Annotated in this window: 19 protein-coding genes and 1 other RNA gene; 12 read left to right on the top strand and 8 right to left on the bottom strand. The window is 55.1% G+C overall.

From position 1 onward, the window contains the following. The first annotated feature begins 19 nt into the window (after positions 1-19). Both G523_RS0107980 and ychF read left to right on the top strand, forming a co-directional pair. Positions 20-415, top strand: a complete 396-nt coding sequence (locus tag G523_RS0107980) for a hemerythrin domain-containing protein (RefSeq protein WP_022694522.1) — start codon at positions 20-22, stop codon at positions 413-415. A gap of 147 nt (positions 416-562) precedes the next feature. Further along, a complete protein-coding gene (gene ychF, locus G523_RS0107975; RefSeq protein ID WP_022694521.1) occupies positions 563-1,663 on the top strand; it encodes a redox-regulated ATPase YchF in 1,101 nt (366 codons plus the stop codon). A gap of 8 nt (positions 1,664-1,671) precedes the next feature. Here ychF and G523_RS0107970 read toward each other — a convergent pair whose 3' ends face one another. Together G523_RS0107970 and G523_RS0107965 are read right to left on the bottom strand one after the other, a co-directional pair. Beyond that, positions 1,672-2,064, bottom strand: coding sequence for a hypothetical protein (locus G523_RS0107970; RefSeq protein ID WP_022694520.1), 393 nt, complete (start codon positions 2,062-2,064; stop codon positions 1,672-1,674). Positions 2,065-2,143: 79 nt separating this feature from the next. Beyond that, positions 2,144-3,298, bottom strand: coding sequence for a hypothetical protein (locus tag G523_RS0107965; RefSeq protein WP_022694519.1), 1,155 nt, complete (start codon positions 3,296-3,298; stop codon positions 2,144-2,146). A gap of 101 nt (positions 3,299-3,399) precedes the next feature. Here G523_RS0107965 and G523_RS0107960 point away from each other — a divergent pair, with 101 nt between their 5' ends. Continuing rightward, entirely contained in the window at positions 3,400-4,425 is a 1,026-nt protein-coding gene (locus G523_RS0107960) for an amidoligase family protein (RefSeq protein WP_022694518.1), read from the top strand. Between the two features lie 61 nt (positions 4,426-4,486). On the opposite strand, the gene G523_RS18565 is transcribed toward G523_RS0107960, so the two are convergent. Next, the gene (locus G523_RS18565; RefSeq protein WP_022694517.1) at positions 4,487-5,308 is read right to left on the bottom strand and encodes a c-type cytochrome; all 822 of its coding nucleotides are present in this window, start codon (positions 5,306-5,308) and stop codon (positions 4,487-4,489) included. 212 nt (positions 5,309-5,520) lie between these two features. On the opposite strand from G523_RS18565, the gene G523_RS0107950 reads away from it, so the two are divergent. The 3 genes from G523_RS0107950 to G523_RS0107940 all read left to right on the top strand — a co-directional run bounded on the left by G523_RS0107950 (position 5,521) and on the right by G523_RS0107940 (position 7,931). Further along, entirely contained in the window at positions 5,521-6,366 is an 846-nt protein-coding gene (locus tag G523_RS0107950) for a prephenate dehydratase (protein WP_027441557.1), read from the top strand. A 113-nt stretch (positions 6,367-6,479) separates the two neighbouring features. Then, on the top strand, positions 6,480-6,941 hold the full coding sequence (locus G523_RS0107945) for a YHS domain-containing (seleno)protein (protein ID WP_022694515.1): 462 nt from the start codon (positions 6,480-6,482) through the stop codon (positions 6,939-6,941). 453 nt (positions 6,942-7,394) lie between these two features. Next, positions 7,395-7,931, top strand: coding sequence for a porin family protein (locus G523_RS0107940; protein WP_022694514.1), 537 nt, complete (start codon positions 7,395-7,397; stop codon positions 7,929-7,931). Between the two features lie 58 nt (positions 7,932-7,989). Here G523_RS0107940 and nudC read toward each other — a convergent pair whose 3' ends face one another. After that, positions 7,990-8,946, bottom strand: coding sequence for an NAD(+) diphosphatase (nudC, locus tag G523_RS0107935; protein ID WP_022694513.1), 957 nt, complete (start codon positions 8,944-8,946; stop codon positions 7,990-7,992). Between the two features lie 165 nt (positions 8,947-9,111). Here nudC and G523_RS0107930 point away from each other — a divergent pair, with 165 nt between their 5' ends. Beyond that, entirely contained in the window at positions 9,112-10,926 is a 1,815-nt protein-coding gene (locus G523_RS0107930) for a hybrid sensor histidine kinase/response regulator (protein WP_022694512.1), read from the top strand. A 45-nt stretch (positions 10,927-10,971) separates the two neighbouring features. Beyond that, an RNA gene (ffs, locus tag G523_RS20660) (signal recognition particle sRNA small type) lies at positions 10,972-11,066 on the top strand. Between the two features lie 23 nt (positions 11,067-11,089). Here ffs and G523_RS0107925 read toward each other — a convergent pair. After that, a complete protein-coding gene (locus tag G523_RS0107925) occupies positions 11,090-12,970 on the bottom strand; it encodes a monovalent cation:proton antiporter-2 (CPA2) family protein (protein WP_022694511.1) in 1,881 nt (626 codons plus the stop codon). A gap of 149 nt (positions 12,971-13,119) precedes the next feature. Here G523_RS0107925 and G523_RS0107920 point away from each other — a divergent pair, with 149 nt between their 5' ends. The 4 genes from G523_RS0107920 to recR are packed head-to-tail and all read left to right on the top strand — an operon-like array spanning position 13,120 to position 16,358. Beyond that, positions 13,120-14,868, top strand: a complete 1,749-nt coding sequence (locus G523_RS0107920) for a DNA polymerase III subunit gamma/tau (RefSeq protein WP_022694510.1) — start codon at positions 13,120-13,122, stop codon at positions 14,866-14,868. Continuing rightward, positions 14,865-15,197 (top strand): YbaB/EbfC family nucleoid-associated protein, encoded by a 333-nt coding sequence (locus G523_RS0107915; protein ID WP_022694509.1) that lies wholly within the window; start codon positions 14,865-14,867, stop codon positions 15,195-15,197. The genes G523_RS0107920 and G523_RS0107915 overlap by 4 nt, the downstream gene beginning before the upstream one ends. An 11-nt stretch (positions 15,198-15,208) precedes the next feature. Beyond that, positions 15,209-15,691, top strand: coding sequence for an SMI1/KNR4 family protein (locus tag G523_RS18560; protein ID WP_022694508.1), 483 nt, complete (start codon positions 15,209-15,211; stop codon positions 15,689-15,691). Positions 15,692-15,749: 58 nt separating this feature from the next. After that, positions 15,750-16,358 (top strand): recombination mediator RecR, encoded by a 609-nt coding sequence (gene recR, locus G523_RS0107905; protein ID WP_022694507.1) that lies wholly within the window; start codon positions 15,750-15,752, stop codon positions 16,356-16,358. Between the two features lie 3 nt (positions 16,359-16,361). Here the strand turns inward: recR and G523_RS0107900 are convergent, their stop codons facing one another. The 3 genes from G523_RS0107900 to G523_RS19900 all read right to left on the bottom strand — a co-directional run bounded on the left by G523_RS0107900 (position 16,362) and on the right by G523_RS19900 (position 18,958). Beyond that, complete coding sequence (locus G523_RS0107900) at positions 16,362-17,732, bottom strand: alginate export family protein (RefSeq protein ID WP_022694506.1); 1,371 nt, start codon at positions 17,730-17,732, stop codon at positions 16,362-16,364. Positions 17,733-17,810: 78 nt separating this feature from the next. Then, a complete protein-coding gene (locus tag G523_RS0107895) occupies positions 17,811-18,146 on the bottom strand; it encodes an ArsR/SmtB family transcription factor (protein WP_022694505.1) in 336 nt (111 codons plus the stop codon). Positions 18,147-18,217: 71 nt separating this feature from the next. Next, the gene (locus tag G523_RS19900; RefSeq protein WP_022694504.1) at positions 18,218-18,958 is read right to left on the bottom strand and encodes a carbonic anhydrase; all 741 of its coding nucleotides are present in this window, start codon (positions 18,956-18,958) and stop codon (positions 18,218-18,220) included. Between the last annotated feature and the right edge of the window lie 61 nt (positions 18,959-19,019).

Raw genomic sequence — 19,019 nt, 5'->3', positions numbered from 1 at the left:
CCCCATACGGAGTGACGGCATGGAAAATAAAATAGACCTCCTCAAACAGGAGCATGTTGCTATTCTGGACGCCCTTAAAGAAGCCCGTCGTATCGGGTTGGGCACAGAAAGCGGACGTCAGAAGCTTCTTGAAGCCAAAGAATTGTTCCGTGCACACCTGCACCATGAAGAAGAGCAAATTTACGCAGAACTTCGCGCCAATCCGGCAACGCGCGACATTGCAAAACGCTTTCATGGCGACATGCAGATGCTGGCGCCGACGCTCGCTGACTTCTTCAAGACGCATATTGAAGACGGTACAGGCGAAACGGGTTCAAGCGACCTTGGCCAGCTACTTGGTCTGTTGCAAGCACGCTTTTCCAAGGAAGAATATCTTCTTTATCCGACAGCTATTCGCGGCCAGACCGCAGCGTAATCTTCCCCCACAAGGTAAGACAAAGAGCGTGACCAGGGTCGCGCTCTTCTTTTATGCGCCAGCTTTTTAGCGCCCATAGTGCTGTGAGGGCTGGTCAGACGACCAGATTTTGCTATGTGAGCGCCTTGATTAAAAGGATATCTGCTCATGGGCTTTAAATGCGGGATCGTCGGCCTTCCTAACGTTGGCAAATCCACCCTGTTCAACGCGCTGACCAAAACAGCTGCGGCACAGGCAGAGAACTATCCTTTCTGCACGATCGAGCCGAATGTCGGTGACGTTGCAATGCCAGAGCCACGCCTTAAAGTGCTGGCGGAAATTGCAGGCTCGAAAGAGATCATCCCGACACGCATGAACTTCGTGGACATTGCAGGCCTCGTTAAAGGTGCATCGCAAGGCGAGGGCCTTGGCAACCAGTTCCTCGCAAACATTCGTGAGACCGACGCCGTTGCTTACGTTCTGCGTTGTTTTGAAGACGAAGATATTACGCACGTATCCGGCAAAATCGACCCTCTCGCAGACTATGAAGTCGTCGAGACAGAGCTGATGCTGGCTGACCTTGAAAGCCTTGAGAAGCGCCGCCCTGCTCTTGAGAAGAAAGCGAAAAGCGGCGGCGATAAAGACGCCAAGGAAACGCTGGAACTTATCGACCTTGCGCTGGAGCAACTGAACGCTGGCAAGCCTGCCCGCCACGCAGATGTTCCAAAGGACAGCCGCAAGGCATGGCGCATGATGCAGCTTCTGACCGCCAAGCCTGTTTTCTACATTTGTAACGTGGATGAAGACTCTGCTGAATCCGGCAACGAGTTCTCCGCTGTCGTTGAGAAGCACGCGGCCGCTGAAGGTTCGCCTGTCGTCGTGATTTCTGCGAAGATCGAATCTGAAATCGCCATGCTGGACGATGAAGATCAGGCAGAATTCCTCGAAACGCTCGGCCTTGAAGAGCCTGGCCTCAACCGCGTCATCCGCGCGGGCTATGACCTGCTCGGCCTGCAAACCTATTTCACAGTTGGCCCGAAAGAGGCGCGCGCCTGGACCATTCCAGAGGGCTCGACAGCCCCTCAGGCCGCTGGCGTTATTCATGGCGACTTTGAAAAAGGCTTCATCCGCGCAGAAACCATCGCCTATGAAGACTATGTCGCGAACAAGGGCGAAGCTGGCGCAAAAGAAGCCGGTAAAATGCGCGCCGAGGGCAAGGAATACATCGTCAAAGACGGTGACGTTCTGCACTTCCGTTTCAACGTCTAAGCCGGTCGCTAGCGCGGCATGGCATTCCCGATGGCCTGACTGATCCCCAGTCCGGCCATCATGCCGTCATATGCGTGCGTGCCCATGACGATCTCCAGATCGCGCTGGTCGGTCACTAATTGCGTAAATTCGTTCACGACATTCGGGGCTGAGAGATCCTTTCCGTGGATTTCAGCCCAGTCGGTAATGTCTTCGGCCTCATCGGCAAGCTGGGCAATCACCGCAAAATAAAAGAGAAACTCGCCAATTGAAGGCGCGCCATGGCCAGCCTTCATCGTCATGCGCCGTTTCATACGGCCCCGGGGACTGGCAAGCGTGCAGGCATAGACGTCTTCGCCTGCCTCTACGCAGTCCAGCGTTAGCTCCGCTTCATTGATCGCATCCAGAATAAAGTCGCTCATCTCCTCAGCCTAAGCGTCAAACGCGCAGTAAAAAAGGGCCCCTTCTCAGGAGCCCTTCAAAACGCGCTGGCCGCTCAGACTATTGTAGAACGGAACCCAGCGCTTCAACAAAGCGCTTGTGGCCCAGATCTGACATCAGATCACCGACCTTTGCCTTCGCGCCCTCTACCGTCTGCCCCCAGAAGGCTGCCAACTGGACCGCGTCATCATAAGTCAGTTCCGCTTCTGACCAGTCGCAGCGCACATTGGTGGCTGACTGAATGTCAGCATCTGCAAGATCGGTTATGCCAGCGCTGATCTTGTTCGACAGGATCATTTTACCTTCCCAGATGCTCGCGCCCCACACAAAAGCGATCTTCTTCGCATCACAGAAGCCGTAATCGCTGGCTGCGTAGACTTCAAAATCACCGGTGATTTCATTGTCCGAAAGCGCATTGCTATCGAGAACAGAGGCGAAGGTTTCTACGAAACGCTTATGCCCCATGCCGGACATCAGATCACCGACTTTAGATTTGGCGCCTTCGACAGTCTGGCCCCAATAGGATGCGAGTCGTTCTGCATCGGCATAGGTCAGTTCTGCTTCGCTCCAGTCGCAACGCACATTGCTTGCGGACGCAATGTCGGCATCAGCAAGATCGGTAAGACCAGCGCTCACTTTATTGGCGAGCGTCAGCTTGCCGTCCCAGACGCTCTGGCCCCAGACAGACGCGATCTTTTTCGCATCGCAATAGCCATATCCACTGGCAGCGTAGGTTTCGAAGTTCCCGCCAACGTCATATTCATCGCCTTCAGTCTGGTCCGCCATCGCGTCTGCAAATGTCTCGACAAAACGCTTATGACCCATGCCTGACATGAGATCGGCAACCTTGGATTTGGCTTCCTCGACGCTATTGCCCCAATAGCTGGCAAGCTGTGTCGCGTCAGCATAAGTGAGCTCTGCTTCTGACCAGTCACAACGCACACCATCTGCTGAGGCGATGTCTGCATCCGCCAGATCCGTCAGACCCGCGCGAACCTTGTTCGCGAGCGTCATCTTGCCTTCCCAGATGCTCTGCCCCCAGACGGACGCAATCTTTTTGGCATCACAAAAGCCGTATCCACTGCTCGCATACACGTCGAAATCGCTCATGCCGTTATTGTGACCGGCATGCTGTGCGTCTGCGGTCTGCGCCATGCCCATAGCGCCCGCGCCTGCTGCGAAAGTCGCTGCAAATACAGCGTTATAATTCGTCATTTCGATAATCCCCTGATGGTCCCGCAATTTTCCCTTGATGAAGACTATTCATGAATGGCTGAAAAAGGCTACCCATTTTGTCAGTAAGAGATGGGGCCGATATGACGGGAAAAATCTGGAAAACAGGGTTTGAAATCGAGCTGCTGGCACCGCGAGGCAAGACTCGCGCGGATCTGGCCCACACACTCGCGGCAAAGCATGGCGGCGCTGTACAGCGGATGTTCTACCCTCAGTCAGAGCCGAGCCTGGCTCCCGGTGTGCAAGTGTTTGAAAACCTTATCCTTGGCTTCGACGCCGTAGATCAGAACGGACACCGGATCGCGCTATGCGTCGATGACCTGACGATCAATGCCGATCTTAACCGAAGCGCGCCACCTTTGAATGGCTGGATGCGTATCGTCAGCGATGATGGCAGGCTGTTATCACTGGTCTCCAAAGTCTGCGATCCGGTTGCCTCAATTGGAGACGTGCTGAAGCCTGTTTCCAGCCTTTTCGGTACGCCTCTTGAAAGCGAAAGAGGGATCTTCAAAGCGAGTGACGAGAAGAAGCGCCCGATTGCGCTGGCGACGGGCCTGCCAGGTGAACGGGAACGCCCGTGTGAAATAATCACCGCTCCGCTTGAAGACAATCGCGCTGAAATACTTGGAGAGCTTCTCGGCACCGCGAAAGCGCTGGGTTTTGTTATCCCCAAGGAAGCCGCCGTACATGTCCACTTCGATGCTGAACGCCTATGCGATGCACGAATTCTTTCGCGCCTGATCTATTGTCTGGCGAAACACGGAAAAGCTTTGCGCGCGCATGTTGGTACAAACCCCAATTGTGTGCGCCTTGGACCGATCGCGACGAACCTGATCGAGCTGGCGAGCGATGAGGCCTTTTTAAAGGCAGGCTGGGACGAAGCACGCCAGATGCTTCTGGCCTGCAAGCCGACCAAATATTGCGACTTCAATTTTCTGAACATCGCTGCGGGCTTTGAAGCCAAGCACACATTTGAAGTGCGCATCTTTCCGGGCTCGATTGATGCGAATGAAGTTTGTGGGTTCGCCAACTTGTTCGAGCGCATACTGAACTGGGCCGTTGATCAGGACCGCCCTGCCTGCCCTCAAACGATAGAGAGCTTTCTCTGAGGCATTAAAAAAAGGCGGCTCATGCGAGCCGCCTTTTCAAATTCTGTATCAGCAGAGCTGCTTAGTGGTTTGTTGGGCCACGGCGGCCATTCACAGCTTCGTCAGCCGCTTCAGTCGCATCTTCAACAGCTTCGTCAGCAGCGTCTTCAACCTGCTCGACGATACCAGCAGCTTCTTCTGCCACAGCGGCTGCAGCGTCATTGCCAGCTTCAGTCAGGTCTTCAGCAGCTTCTTCAAGCGCTTCACCCTGTGGAGCTTCGACGTCGACTTCAACCTCAGCAGCCATTTCTTCTTCAGCAGGCAGGGGCGCCGGGAATGGTGGAGCGTTCGGGCTCTGAGACGCGAGGTAAGCGATAACGTTCATACGCTCAGGGTCACGGCGCAGACCAGCGAAAGACATCGCTGTACCGTTTACGTAACCACGTGGGTTAAGGAGGAATGCGTCAAGCGCTTCATAGTCCCACTCGCCTTCCATGGAAGACAGCGTGCCAGAATAACCGCCGAAACCGTCAGCTGCTGCAAATGCGCGACCAACAACGTCGTGCAGAGCCGGACCAGCGCCGTTCACGCCTGGGTCTTCTGCATTGTGGCAGCTAGAACATTTAGACCGGAAAGAAGACGCGCCGTCTTCAACGCTAGCCATTGCGAGCATAGCGCCAAGGTCGAACACTTCTTCTTCAACTTCTGCACCACCAGCGCCTTCTTCAACAGGAAGGTAGTATGCATAGCTTGCCGCAAAGCGCTCATTCAAAGAGTGAGCTTCTTCTTCGTGGTGACCGCCGTGATGACCACCTTTTCCAAAGATGATGTCAGACAGCGTTGGCAAAGCCAGAAGTACGAGCAGAACGGCCAGCAGAGCGCCAGCAACTTTATTCAAAAACATTTCTCACGAATCCCGGTTGATCCTGAATCTTGGGGTGCTTCTGGCACGGTGGCGCTTAACGTTCAATATTCTCTTTAAATAAACATGCATGGAATCTGACTTTCGCGGCGAAGAGCCGCACGTTTTTTCGGGCCGTTGCACAGCTAAATTGCCCTCTTGCCGAATTTCGCCGGGCGTGGTTTGCCTCCTCACGGAATATGAAAGGTTCGATCATGGCCGGAAAAATTGCATTTCAGGGCGAACGCGGTGCGAATTCGGAAATTGCCTGTCGTCAGGCGTATCCGGATATGGAAGCTATCCCATGCCGGACCTTTGAGGACGTGTTTACAACGGTTGAAAGCGGCGAAGCCGATCTGGCCATGATACCGGTTGAGAACACGATTGCCGGTCGCGTTGCCGACATCCATCACCTCATTCCAGACTCGCAGCTGCATATGATTGCAGAACACTTTCTGCCAATCCGCTTCCAACTCATGGCTCTGCCAGGCGTGGAATTGAGTGAGATCAAGCGCGCTAAATCCCACGTTATGGGGCTTGGTCAGTGCCGCATCTTCATGCGCGAACATGGCATTGAAGCTGTGACGGCGGCCGACACTGCGGGCGCGGCGCGTCAGGTTGCCGAAGAAGGTGACCGCGCGATGGCGGCCATTGCGCCGGCCCTCGCTGCAGAGGTGTATGGCCTGAACATCATCGCCAAGGACATTGAAGACGAAGAGCACAATACAACGCGCTTTGTGATCATGAGCCGCGAGCCAAACGACCTCACCGAGGTTTCAGCGCCATGTAAAACCGCGCTCCTCTTCACGGTGCGTAACGTGCCCGCAGCGCTTTATAAGGCGCTTGGCGGCTTTGCGACCAACATGGTCAACGTCACCAAGCTGGAGAGTTATCTCACCGGTGGCTCGTTCACAGCAGCCCAGTTCTTTGCCGAATTTGAAGGCCATCCGGATGAACGACCTGTCCAGTTGGCGCTTGAAGAACTTGGATTTTTCTCGACCCAGGTCCGTGTTCTGGGCGTGTATCCGCAAGGCGATCGCAAAGACTATATCATGCCATAAACACGGCAATAACGCGCTGGTCGCTCCGATGTGAATACACTGGAGCAGCTTGTGTTTCGCAATTTTGCCGATGATTTTTTATCTTCAGGGTTCCCCAGAACAGGAATCCCCAGATGAAACCTATTGCACTTATATCTTTACTCGCCGCCAGCATCGCCACACCGGCCATTCTGACGCCCGCAGCATTTGCAGACGCTGCCCCGATCTATACCGGTCTGTTTTCCAATACAGCCGTGCAGGGTCATGACGTCGTCGCCTATTTTACAGAGGGCCGTCCGGTTGAAGGCAGCCGCGCATTCACGACTGAATATCAGGGCGCTGAATTCCGCTTTGTCAGCCAGCAAAACCTCGACACATTTCTTGCCGAACCTGAAGCCTATGCCCCTCAATATGGCGGATATTGCGCATGGGCGGTCGCTCAGGGGCAGCGCGCGAAGGGTGATGCCCGTTATTGGGCCATTGTCGACGGCAAACTCTATCTGAACTTCAACGAAGACATTCAGTCCGACTGGAATGCCGACCGCGAAAACTTCATCACACAAGCCGATGACAATTGGCCGAACGTGCTGAACTAACGCGACCTGCCAGCCCTTCCGACCCCGAACAGAGCGTCCGCGTCCCCCCTATACTCTAAGGGCGCTCTTTATCACCCGGGCAACATAACCAGCCCCCCGGTCCCCCAGTTGCCCGGGTGATTCTTTTTCCAACCTAGAAATTGCGCCGCTTCAACACTCGTTCATAAAATCACATATGGTCAGACTGTTAGATGAACTAAAGGCCTCCCGACACCAGGAGGCGGTTTTCTTTACCAGCACATACTGCCACTAAAGGTTTATTTGAAAGTTCAAAGAGATAACTCTCGACTATACGCAAGTCCCAAATGCAGAACCAATAGCTGTACACATGCTCCGGTGTTGTATTTTTACAAACGCGTTCACAAAATTGTTTTTCATATGCTTTTTCTATGTTGCAGTTTCTTCAAATGCCCGCCTAAATCACCGCGCATAAATACATTGTTGGAGGAAACTATGAACAAACTTGCAATTGCATTGGTAGCAGCTACCGCAATGCTGACACCTGCTGCTATGGCTCAGGAAGCGAACAATAACCTGTATGTAAACCTCGGTTATTCTGCGCTCGACGGCGATGGAGCTACTCTCGGCGCAGCAACAGCTCGCGCTGGCGGCTTCTTCAACGAGTATTTCGGCGTTGAAGTCGAAGCAAGCGTTGGTGTAACTGAAGAAACAGTTCTGGGCGTTGAACTGGACCTCAAGAACCAGTACGGCGCATTCGTTGTCGGCCGATACCCGGTAAATGAGAATTTCGATGTTTTCGGACGTCTCGGCTACGGCTCAGCCACATTCCAGGGCAATGTCCCAGGCTTCAGCCCGGTAGATGTTGACGTTGACGGATTTGCGCTGGGCGTTGGTGGCCAATATTTCTTCAACGACAATATTGGCGTTCGCGCGGACTATACGCGTTTCGAAGCTGACGATTCTACAGTTGGTGGCGGCCTCGACACATTCAGCATCGCTGCAGTATATCGCTTCAATTCCGGCTCATAAGTCAGACTGCGAATAACAATTGATGAGCCCCTGCCCCAACGGGCAGGGGTTTTTCATTTCAGCTTTCCGCCCATGTCCGGATGACAAAATGGGCAATGGCAAATTCCGGCGGACAGTAGGCATCAGGATGCTCCCCTGCGAGCATCGCCTTCACTTCATCTTTCGAGAACCAGCGCGCATCTTCGATCTCGCTCGGATCGATAGTGATGTCGCGTGACTCAGCTGGCATGTGAATGCCCATCATGAGTGAGGACGGAAACGGCCATGGCTGACAGAACAGATACTCAGCTTTTGTCGGATCACATTTCACCCCCGCTTCTTCGAACACCTCACGGCAGGCGGCCTGCTCTATTGTCTCGCCCGGCTCAACAAAACCCGCCAGGCAGGACCAGAACCCGTCAGGCCAGCCAGTGGAACGCCCCATCAGGCATTCATCGCCCAGAATGGGCAGCATGATCGCAACAGGGTCGGTACGCGGGAAATGCTCTGTCTCACACGCCGGACATTCACGCTTCCACCCGGCTTCGGAAATCTCTGTCGGGCTGCCGCACTTGGCACAGAACCCGTGAGTGCGGTGCCATTCGGAGATAGACCTCGCGGTGGAGACAAGATTGGCCTCCAGCGCAGATAAGCCCGCCGCCGCGGCGCGCATATCTTCAAAACCTCCTGCGCCTTCCAGCAAGGTTCCTTCGAGCGTGAAGCGCTCATCGACAAATAGCGCAAAGATGGGCGATCCATGCTTATCTTCGCCAAGGAAAATACGCTTCGCACCTTGTGCAAATTGCGACGCTTCATGTCCCATCCAGAGGAGCCTGCGAGGCGAACGGTCAATCTGCGCACCAACGGGGCGTGGTGGGCCAACCTGCCCCTCCACGAGCGGCATGCCGTGCTGCATGATAAAGATCAGGACGTTCGGATCGCGAAACGCCGCCTCCAGCCAGGCATCATCCTTCCGGCGATGGGCCGCGCGATCGAGCGGATTGGAAGCAAGCGGTATATCATTAGATGTCAGCATAAGAATCTCCGTCCGCAGGTCTTACCGCTATCGGAGACACTTTCACAGTGTTTCGGCTCTGCGCGCTGCGTCTATATGCGCAGTTTCTAAATTTTCACGGTTTGTGGAGGTTTTGCCGCATATAGTGACGTAGCGTAATCTCAGTTCAGTCAGGCAATTCGAAACATGAAGGCCATTTCCAGTTATATAAGCCGGATTGGATATCGCATCACCGATCTTGTGGGGCTTGGCTCGTCTTTTCAGGGTGTCGCTATTTTCCGGCGCCGCGCCATCACAATCATCCTGTCGTTTTTCATCGTTCTGATCACGATGACCCAGCTGTCACTGAAACTGGTTGAACCACACATCGGCATTCATGACATCAAATCAGCAGGCGTAATTTGCATGCTGATCGTCATGATCATTGCCGTTCAGCGCCTGTCCCAGTTCTTCTGGGTATGGCTGATTTTAACGACGTCTTTCTTCATCAATCTGGTATTTCTTGGGGTTAATCAGGGCACTGGCATTCAGACCGGCGCGGTCATGCTGGCCGTCTTCATGCCCATTATGGGAACCTATTTTATCGGAAGACCGGGCGCAGTTGGCGGCTGGTTAATCGGCATTCCCACCGTCAGCTTCCTTTATTATTTCTCGGTCACTCAGCCCTCTGAAGCCCCGATACCTGCGCCTGCCATTCAGATATTCGATCTTTACCTCATGTCTATGGGCGGGCTCACGCTCGCTTTGTTCATGGCGCTTACGCTGCATCAGGCGCTCGTGCAGTCCCTGAACGAAGCTGAAAAAAACCTTAGCCGTGCGCGCGCATCGGAGATGGAACGCACCCGCTTTTTTGGCACGGTCAGCCATGAAGTGCGCAACTCTCTGAACGGCATCTTCGGGATTACGACATCGCTTCTGCGTGATGACCTGCCTGATCATATCCGCAAACAGGTGGAGCTGGTGCAGTCTTCGGGCGACTCTCTTGTGCGCGTTCTGAATGACATGCTGGAACTGACACGGCTTGAGAGCAACGGCATTGAGATCAGCCTGAAATCGACAGAGTTGAGCGCCGTTCCGCTACGCGCAGCTTCTCGCTGGCAGCTCAGCGTCGCAGATAAAGGCCTTGAGATCCGCATAGAAAACGCCCCCGATATGCCGGAATGGGGCATGATCGATTATGGCCGACTGACGCAGATCATGGACAATCTGATCTCAAACGCCATTCGCTTTACCAATTCAGGGCATATCACGCTCAGCCTGTCGTCAAAGCCGCTGGATAATGGCCGTATCACTATGGAAATACGGGTCAGTGATACCGGCGTCGGCATTCATGGCGGTCAGGTTGACCGGATTTTCGAACCCTATCGTCAGGAAAGCTCCAGCACGTTTGCCAAACATGGCGGCACGGGTCTCGGGCTGTATATCTGCCGGCTATTGCTCTCGCAGATGAACGGCACGATCGAAGTTGAAAGCACGAGCTCGCAAGGCACGACCTTCCTCGTCTCGCTGCCTGTCGAGCTGAGTGAGCCTCCGGAAGATGACGCACTGATGCAGAAATCTGCAGAGAGCATCAAGGCCGCCACGCGGGTTCTGGCCGTTGATGACAGGCTGCCAAATCGGATCTATCTCGAAACCCTGTTCAAAAGCTGGAACATGGAAATCACGACCGCAGACAGCGGCCAGGATTGCCTGAAAAAGGCGAAGGAAGATGCGTATGATCTTCTTCTCCTCGACCTCAACATGCCTGAAATGAACGGAACGGAATTGCTGTCCCGCTTACGCAATTCATCATCGCCAAACAAAGACATCCAGACCATTGTCGTATCGGCCGATATTCCGGACGAGACACTCATACGCCTCAAGCGGCTTGGGGTGGAATTGTATCTGAAGAAGCCGATCACACCCAAAATGCTTTGGGAAATGATCAATAAGGCCTGCGCGAGCAAAGCCGAGGAGAACGATAATTCGACCTCTTCAAAGCCGCTCGACTATCAAATCTGATGAAAGCATCTTGCAATCGGGCGTCGGGTTCGCGATATAGCCCCTCGGAGGCTGGCATGGACGAGTGCCTCGCCAACCGGGTCAGGTCCGGAAGGAAGCAGCCCTAACGAGTTTCTCTCGGGTCGTGCCAGTCTCTTCTTCATTCAATCGCCAAGCTTTGTGATCAGGATTTTTTCTCGTGATCCTCTGCCATGATGGACTGCATGGCCGTGCCAAGTTCGGCTTCCCAGTCTTCAAGAGATTCCCGCACACGCGTGATGAATTCTTCATTCTCCCAGGGCGGCTTTGTGACGTCATAGTCGCCAGCCTGTTCGCGCAAGCGCTGCTTGTCTATCACGTCGAACGCGTCCGTCATTTTCTGAGCGGCTTCGCGGCTGATACCCAGCGCTTCAAAGGATGACCGCCCCATGCGAAGCGAGCTGTCATAGGTTTCGCGAATAATGTCGCGGCAGCCTAGCGACCAAAGCTCATAAACATGTGTCCGGTCTATTGCGCGGGCCACCACATGCACATTCGGATGGTGCTTTATGACATGGCGCACAACTTCATTGATCTGCGCCTGATCATCGATTGCCACCACAATCAGCTTTGCCGTTTCAATACCGGCCGCATGCAGCAGGTCTGGACGGGTGGCATCCCCGAAATAGGTCTTGAAGCCAAACTTGCGGACAAAATCGATATGGCGGGAATTGAAATCAATCACCGTTGTGGAGAAGCCCGCCGTGCGCAGGAGCCGGTCGACAATCCCGCCCACACGGCCACGCCCTGCAATGATGATGTCGTTAGTCTCGTCAATCGCGTCCGCAGACCTTTGCTTCTGTGTCTGGTCATAAACCGGCGCGATAATCTGCTCGCGGAAGATGAACAAAAGCGGAGTCACCAGCATGGAAAGCGCGACGGACAGGAGCAAAAGCTCTGCAATGGCATCAGGCAGGATGTAACTGCTCGTCGCCAGAGACAGCAGCACAAAACCGAACTCACCGATCTGTGCGAGGCCCAATGCAAACAGCCAACCCTGCGCACCACGAACCTTGAAGACAAGGCTCAGCCCGAACAGGATCACGGCTTTCAGCAGCATAAACCCGGCTGCCAGACCAACAACCATAAGCGGTTGTTCTGCCAGAAGCGCAAAATTGATACCGGCGCCGACGGTCATGAAGAACAGGCCGAGCAGCAGCCCCCGGAACGGGTCGATATCGGCTTCCAGCTCATGGCGGTATTCGCTGTTCGCCAGAACCACGCCCGCAAGGAATGTCCCAAGCGCAGGTGAAAGCCCAACAAGCGTCATCAGGAGCGCGATACCGATAACGAGCAACAGGGCGAACGCTGTGAACAACTCGCGCAGATTAGCTGCGGCCACGAAGCGGAATATAGGCCGCGTCAGATAATTTCCGCCCAGAATGACTGCCGCGATGGCACCGACTGAGACCAGCGTTGCCTGCCATGGCTCAAGCCCGGCCACGAGGCTCAGCGAACTGCCATGACCATCATCTGACCCATGCCCCACATCGTGCGCCGCAGCCGCAAGTTCTGGTGACGCCAGAAGCGGCAGAAGGGCCAGCATCGGAATAACCGCGATGTCTTGAAACAAGAGCACGGAAAAGCTCGCCTGACCGCCATCGCTTTGCATCAGGCCTTTTTCATTCAGCGTCTGAAGCACAATCGCGGTCGATGAGAGCGCCGCAATACAGCCGATGGCGAGCGCATACTTCCAGTTCATTCCCAAAGCGCAGGCAATCGCGAACACTGCCGCCGCGGTAATAACCACCTGCCCGCCGCCAAGACCGACAATCCGGTCGCGCATCCCCCAGAGGCGTTTTGGCTCCAGCTCCAACCCGATGAGGAAGAGCATGATGACCACGCCAAACTCGGCAAAATGCTGGATCGACACGACATCCACATGAAGCAGACTGAGCACCGGACTAATGACAATTCCTGCAATCAGATAACCGAGCACAGAGCCAAGCCCGAGCTTGGTCGCGATCGGAACCGCGACGAGACCCGCAGCGAGAAAAATTACGGCCAGCAGCAGAAAGTCAGTCATTTATTTTCCCCGGCGTGGTGATTTGGCGCGCCTTATTCTTACACCTTTCCCTGTAATGTCTGCCGTCGCAACGCAGATGGTGCAGAACACCACAGAAAATCGTTTCTTCCCCCTCGCGCTCGGCGCAACTCGGCTATATTGTCGCCTGCATGAGTGAGTCCGAATTTCCACCTGAAGAGCGAGATGACCTGACGCCGTCCATGTTTGGCGATGCGCCCGCAGCATCTGCGTCAGGCACGGATAAATCGGGCTATCTGGTTCTCGCCCGCAAATACCGTCCGCAGCGCTTCTCTGACCTGATCGGTCAGGAGAGCATGGTAAAAACGCTGTCCAATGCTTTCAAGACTGGCCGGATTGCGCACGCCTTTATGCTGACCGGTGTGCGCGGCATCGGTAAAACCACGACGGCTCGCCTGCTGGCGCGAGCGCTGAACTATGAAACAGACACGGCCAGCGGTCCTAGCCTCGATATGGACCCGCCCGGACGTCACTGCGAAGCGATTATCAATAGCCGTCATCCGGATGTTCTGGAGCTTGATGCCGCTTCACGCACCGGCGTTGATGATATGCGCGAGCTGCTGGACGGCGCACGCTACACCCCCGTCTCGGCACGCTATAAAGTGTTCATCATTGACGAGGTTCACATGCTCTCCAAGTCGGCGTTTAACGCCCTCCTGAAGACGCTTGAAGAACCGCCTGAACACGTCAAATTCGTCTTCGCGACCACAGAAATCCGCAAAGTCCCCGTCACCGTGCTTTCGCGCTGTCAGCGTTTTGACCTGCGCCGTCTGGACGTTGAAACCCTCAGCCAGCATCTGGCGAATATCTGCTCACGAGAGAATGTGAAGATTGCCGATGAGGGGCTGACCCTTATTGCCCGCGCGGCAGAAGGCTCTGTGCGTGATGCACTCTCCATTCTCGATCAGGCGATCGTATCAAATACAGAAGGCGCAGAAGTTCCGGCGGAAGATGTCCGCGATATGCTGGGCCTTGCCGATCACTCACGTCTCCTCACCCTGTTTGCACACGCCGCGCAGGGTGAACACAAGGCCGCGCTCGACGAGTTTGAAGGCCAGATCCATGCTGGCGGTGATCCGCTCACCATTCTGAAAGATCTGATTGAACTCGCCGTTGAAGTCAGCCGCGCCAACGTGCTCGGAGAGGCCTATCAGGCGAGCGGCCCTGCTGAATGGACGCGCCTTACCAAAGAGATCGCGGCAAAGCTGACACCAGCCCAGTCCACCCGCCTCTGGCAGATCCTGATGAAAGGGTTCGAGACCGCACAAATCGCGCCAAATGCGGCAACAGCGGTTGAGATGACCCTTATTCAGATGGCCGCGTCTGCGCATGTGCCACCACCGGAAGAAGCGCTGAAAGCGATCATCGCCGCACAGAATGGCGCTGCACCGCCCGATAGCGGAGCTCCGCCGTCAAAAAATGACGAAGCGGGCGTCACTTCAATGGGGCAGCCCGCTAGTTTCGATGGAATTCTGAGCCTCATGGAATCGCGCAAGCGGGCCGATCTCATGTATGAGATGGAACGTTTTATGCGACCGGGCGAAGTCCGTTTCGGCTTCCTGTCTGTCCAGATGGAACGCGGTGCATCCCAGAACCTTATCGCCAATGTGCAGCGCTTCCTGAACGATGAAACGGGCGCCGACTGGCAGATTGAGCAAATCCGCTCGCAAGAAGAAACCGTAATAGAACGCAAGGAGCGTGAGCGTCAGGAACGCATTGCCGATGCGATGCATGACAGCTTCCTCTCCGAACTCATTAAACTTATTCCGGGATCGGAAGTGCTCGACGTTGTCACACCTCCGGAAGCGGAAGAAGGCGAAGAGAAAATCGTCCATCTCGACTTTTCCTCGCCGCAACAGACCAGAAAGGAAAGCCGATGAAAGGCCTCGGTGATATGAGCAAAATCATGCGTCAGGCGCAGGAAATGCAAGCCAAGATGCAGGAAGCTCAGGAAAAGGCTGAGAACGTCACAGCTGACGGCGTCGCAGGCGGCGGCATGGTCCGCGTCACGCTCAGAGGCAAAGGCGAACTGGTCGATTTGTCTATCGATCCGGCTCTGATGGGCGACGAAGCTGAAATCATTGAAGACCTCATCAAGGCGGCGCACGCAGATGCCCGCAAGCGCCTCGACGAGGAACTTGAAAAAGCCATGCAGGAAGCAACGTCCGGTCTCGGCGGCATGCTGCCCGGCTTCAAAATGCCGTTCTAGGCAGCCACTGGATGAGTGATACCGCAGTCAATGAGGTAGTTGATCTGGTGAAGGCGAAAATACGTCGCCTCAGCCAGTCACCTCTGCATCTTCAGAAACGGTTGAACGAGACACAGATCGAGGCCACAAACGAGCGCCTCGCCTTTCCTGTGCCGTTCGTACTCGTGAACCTCTATCAGGAAGTCGGCAATGGCGGGTTCGGTCCATATTTTGGGCTGCTCGGCCTTTCCGGCGGCTGGGCCGATGACAATGGCCGCGATGCTGTTGAGGTCTATGAATGGCTGCGCGCGCCGGGTGATGATGAAGAGCTCGGCGAGGCAGAACTGCCGGACTATCTTCTGCCCATCTGCCATCAGGGCTGCGGCGTCTATGTCTGCATTGATTGCCAGTCGCCTGAAGCGATTGTCTTCAACTATGATCCGGCCAAAGATACCGACCAGATGACCTCAACCGGCAAGCCGTTCACCGAATGGCTGACGGACTGGGCCTCATAAAGCACGGTGCAAAGCGCCACGAATCTGAGCAACTAGACGCGAATCAAGAAATTATCGCATGTCCAAAAACCTGATCGGCCCGGAACTTCAGCGGGTCATAGACCTTATCGGCAAACTTCCCGGCCTCGGCCCGCGTTCAGCGCGCCGTGTAGCGCTTCATCTGTTGAAGCGACCGGACACACTGCTTGCGCCGCTGGCTGATGCACTGGCTGAAGCGGGAAAAGCGATCACTAAATGCTCGGTTTGCGGCACGTTTGATACCGTTGATCCATGCACCGTTTGCTCTGCGCCAAACCGAGACCTCAGCGTCATTTGCGTGGTGCAGGATGTACCGGACCTCTGGGCGCTGGAACGCGCAGCGGCCTTTAAAGGCCGCTACCATATTCTAGGCGGGGTGCTGTCTGCCCTTGATGGCGTCGGTCCTGAAAACCTGAACATTGATAGCCTGATTGCCCGCGCCTCCTCGCCGGACGTTAAGGAAGTGATCATCGCGCTTTCCGCCACAGTCGACGGCCAGACGACAGCGCATTATCTCTCCGACAGACTGGAAAGCCTCGGCATCCAGATCACCCGTCTTGCGCAGGGCGTCCCAATGGGCGGCGAACTGGATCACCTTGATGAAGGCACGCTCACGGCAGCCCTGATGAGCCGCCGAGGCCTCGAATAGAGGCTAAAAGCTGAATGTCATCTGGGCATAGCTGAAAAGCGTCGTATCGCTGTTTCCACCGGCCACATTGTCCGGAAACTCACCGGGAATAAAGGCCGAGGCCCCAAGCTCCAGACGTACCCTGTCTTCAACGATCCAGTAGCGCGCGCGACTGTCCAGAACATGCCCCAGAAAATCCCCTGACTGGCCAGTCGGGTCCTGCAAGCGTGCAATCACCCAGCGATCACGCGAGGATGCAAGATGCGCCGCATGATAATAAAAGCGCGCATCCCAGCCATGATCGGACTCCACTTCAACCCGAAAACCCGGCGCATTCAGATTTGCGGGTGTCAAAGGGCCATGGATCGACGTGTTGTTCAGATCCGAACGGCGCGATCCAAACAGTCGCTCGTGCTGATCATAGCGGAGATCATTCGGGTCATCATCGCCGCTGGCATAATAGTATTCAAAGGCCAGTCGGGGCCGTAACGGCGCATCAAACGTATAGCCGAATGCGAAGAAGGTCATGGATGCGTCAACATCCAGGCTCTGAGTGTCAGTCGGCGAAGATGAGGCATAGCGTGTTCCCTGACGGAGCGCACTTTCCCAATCTACGTCCCACTGCCCTACCTCTGGCGCACGATAGAGACGAAAGCCCGGCGAGACGTAAGACCTGTCCGGTGTCTGGAAACTGTCTGTATCCTCTTCTTCAAGGCCATATACAAACACCTCCCCCCAGAGATCGGGGACGAGCGTAGGCAGAATATCGGCGCGGCGATAATGTACCGCCCAGATATGACGCCCCCACTGCTCTTCGTCGCCCGAGAGCGCGTTGTCATCCAGATCAGGACGCGTATTCGGAAAGCGCGCGGTCGGCACGACATACATGAGATGAAGCTCATCACCGCGCTCATGCGTGCTGACGGCGTAGAGGCCGGTATAACTCTTGATCACGTTAGCAAAATCAACGCGCTCGATCTGTCGCTTTGAGCCAATCGACACAGTCTGTCGTCCGAGTGTGGCAACGCTTGAGGACGCTTCACCAAGCAAGCCCGGCAGGTTTTCAAACTCAGCGTAAATCTGCAGAAAGTCGAGCGGGTTTGCGATTGAGGCGGAGAGCGGCGTGCCATCATCTCCGAGATATGTCCGGCTGTCCTGAAGCTCGAAACCGAGGTTCACATCGCCCAAATCCGCTTCAACCTGCAGCAAGCTGCGAAAGAGCAAGAGCTGATCACTGCCGTCACGATTTGCGCGGAACTGATTGTCCAGCGTCTCATATCGCACGCGGCTTTCCCCCTGTAGGGACAACCATTCCGGCAGGCCATCGAACGCAAAAGCCTCAAGCGAGGACAATGCGAACAGACCCGTCATCATTGCTGCGCGAAAAATACTCATATCGAAGCTCCGGAGACTAAGTTCCGGACCCGTTTAACGCATCAGAATAATAATTCAACGCTTCTCGAATTATAGAATTTATGAGCACACCCGGACGTCATCAATCACGCCGCACACTTCGGGATGACCATTGCAGCAATCTGCGACTATCCCTGTCAGCATGTCCCGCACGCCTTCAATATTTGCAGAATAGTACAGAGTACGCCCATCCCGACGTGCACGGATCAGCTCACAGCGAGACAGGATTCCAAGGTGGGTAGATAAGGTGTTCGGGCGAATATCCATCGCCTCAGCGAGCGCGCCAGCCGATACGCCGTCCGGCCCTGCCGTCATCAGATGGCGAAACACGCGAAACCGGGACTCCTGCCCCAGCGCCGCCATCTGTTCGATAATGATTTTAGACTCATCGCTCATTCGAAAGAGTTAGCACATTTCCCGAATGAGCGAAGTCTCCATAAGGCGAGATGGACCCACCCGCGCGGTTTCTAGTTCGTACGCAGCACGAAACGGCGACCACGCTCCTGAACCGGACGGTAGGAATGCGGGAACAGAGTTTCAAACACTGCAAACTGATCAGCTGACGCTGTGATCGGCGTTTCAAAGACCGTCCAGTCCACAATTTCGCTACATGGCGGCGTGGTGAGGGAGCCTTCATAGCGGTAGGAATGCCAGTCATCTGGCAGGAAGTCGTTCAAGTTGATCGACATTGTAGGCTGCGCGTGACCGACACTTCCAGGAATGACGTTAATTAGGTCATCCAAAAGCGGGTTATGCTCGCCACGTGCGAACATGATGCCGATAACCGCAAGACGGCCATCATCAGATGCGTGAACAAGGTGGACTTCTAGCGGATAGCGGCGGCCGTCCAGCGTGTGCTCGGAACCGGAATGGAAGTGGAATTGCAGGAAATTGTAATCGACGCCGTCGACGACAATCTTGCCCGCATTATCGAGGTTCACCTGAAATGTGTGACCGTTATTCTGCGCGTCCGTCACCCGCGCATTACGCCAGTAAATCGCAGGCGGGTTGATCGCGGCATTGATAGCATAGCCGTTGAGATCAATCGGCGACTGTTCGGCACCAGCGCAGCTCGCATAATCATGTGAAATCTGAGCCCAGTGGTCAGGCCCGTGATCGCCTTCATATTCCCAGTGAGCGTTATGGCTTTGAGCCATGGCGAAAGGTGCCGCCATGAGCGCCGCACCAGCAAGTAAAATGGTTTTCATCGTTCATCCTCAACGGCTCGTCGGGCAGTCCCCGCGAAACTCTTCTGATGCGCGAATTATC

This window comes from Ponticaulis koreensis DSM 19734 (assembly GCF_000420665.1).
GTDB classification, from domain to species: Bacteria; Pseudomonadota; Alphaproteobacteria; order Caulobacterales; family Hyphomonadaceae; genus Ponticaulis; species Ponticaulis koreensis.
This window is presented reverse-complemented; position numbering and strand designations above follow the sequence as displayed.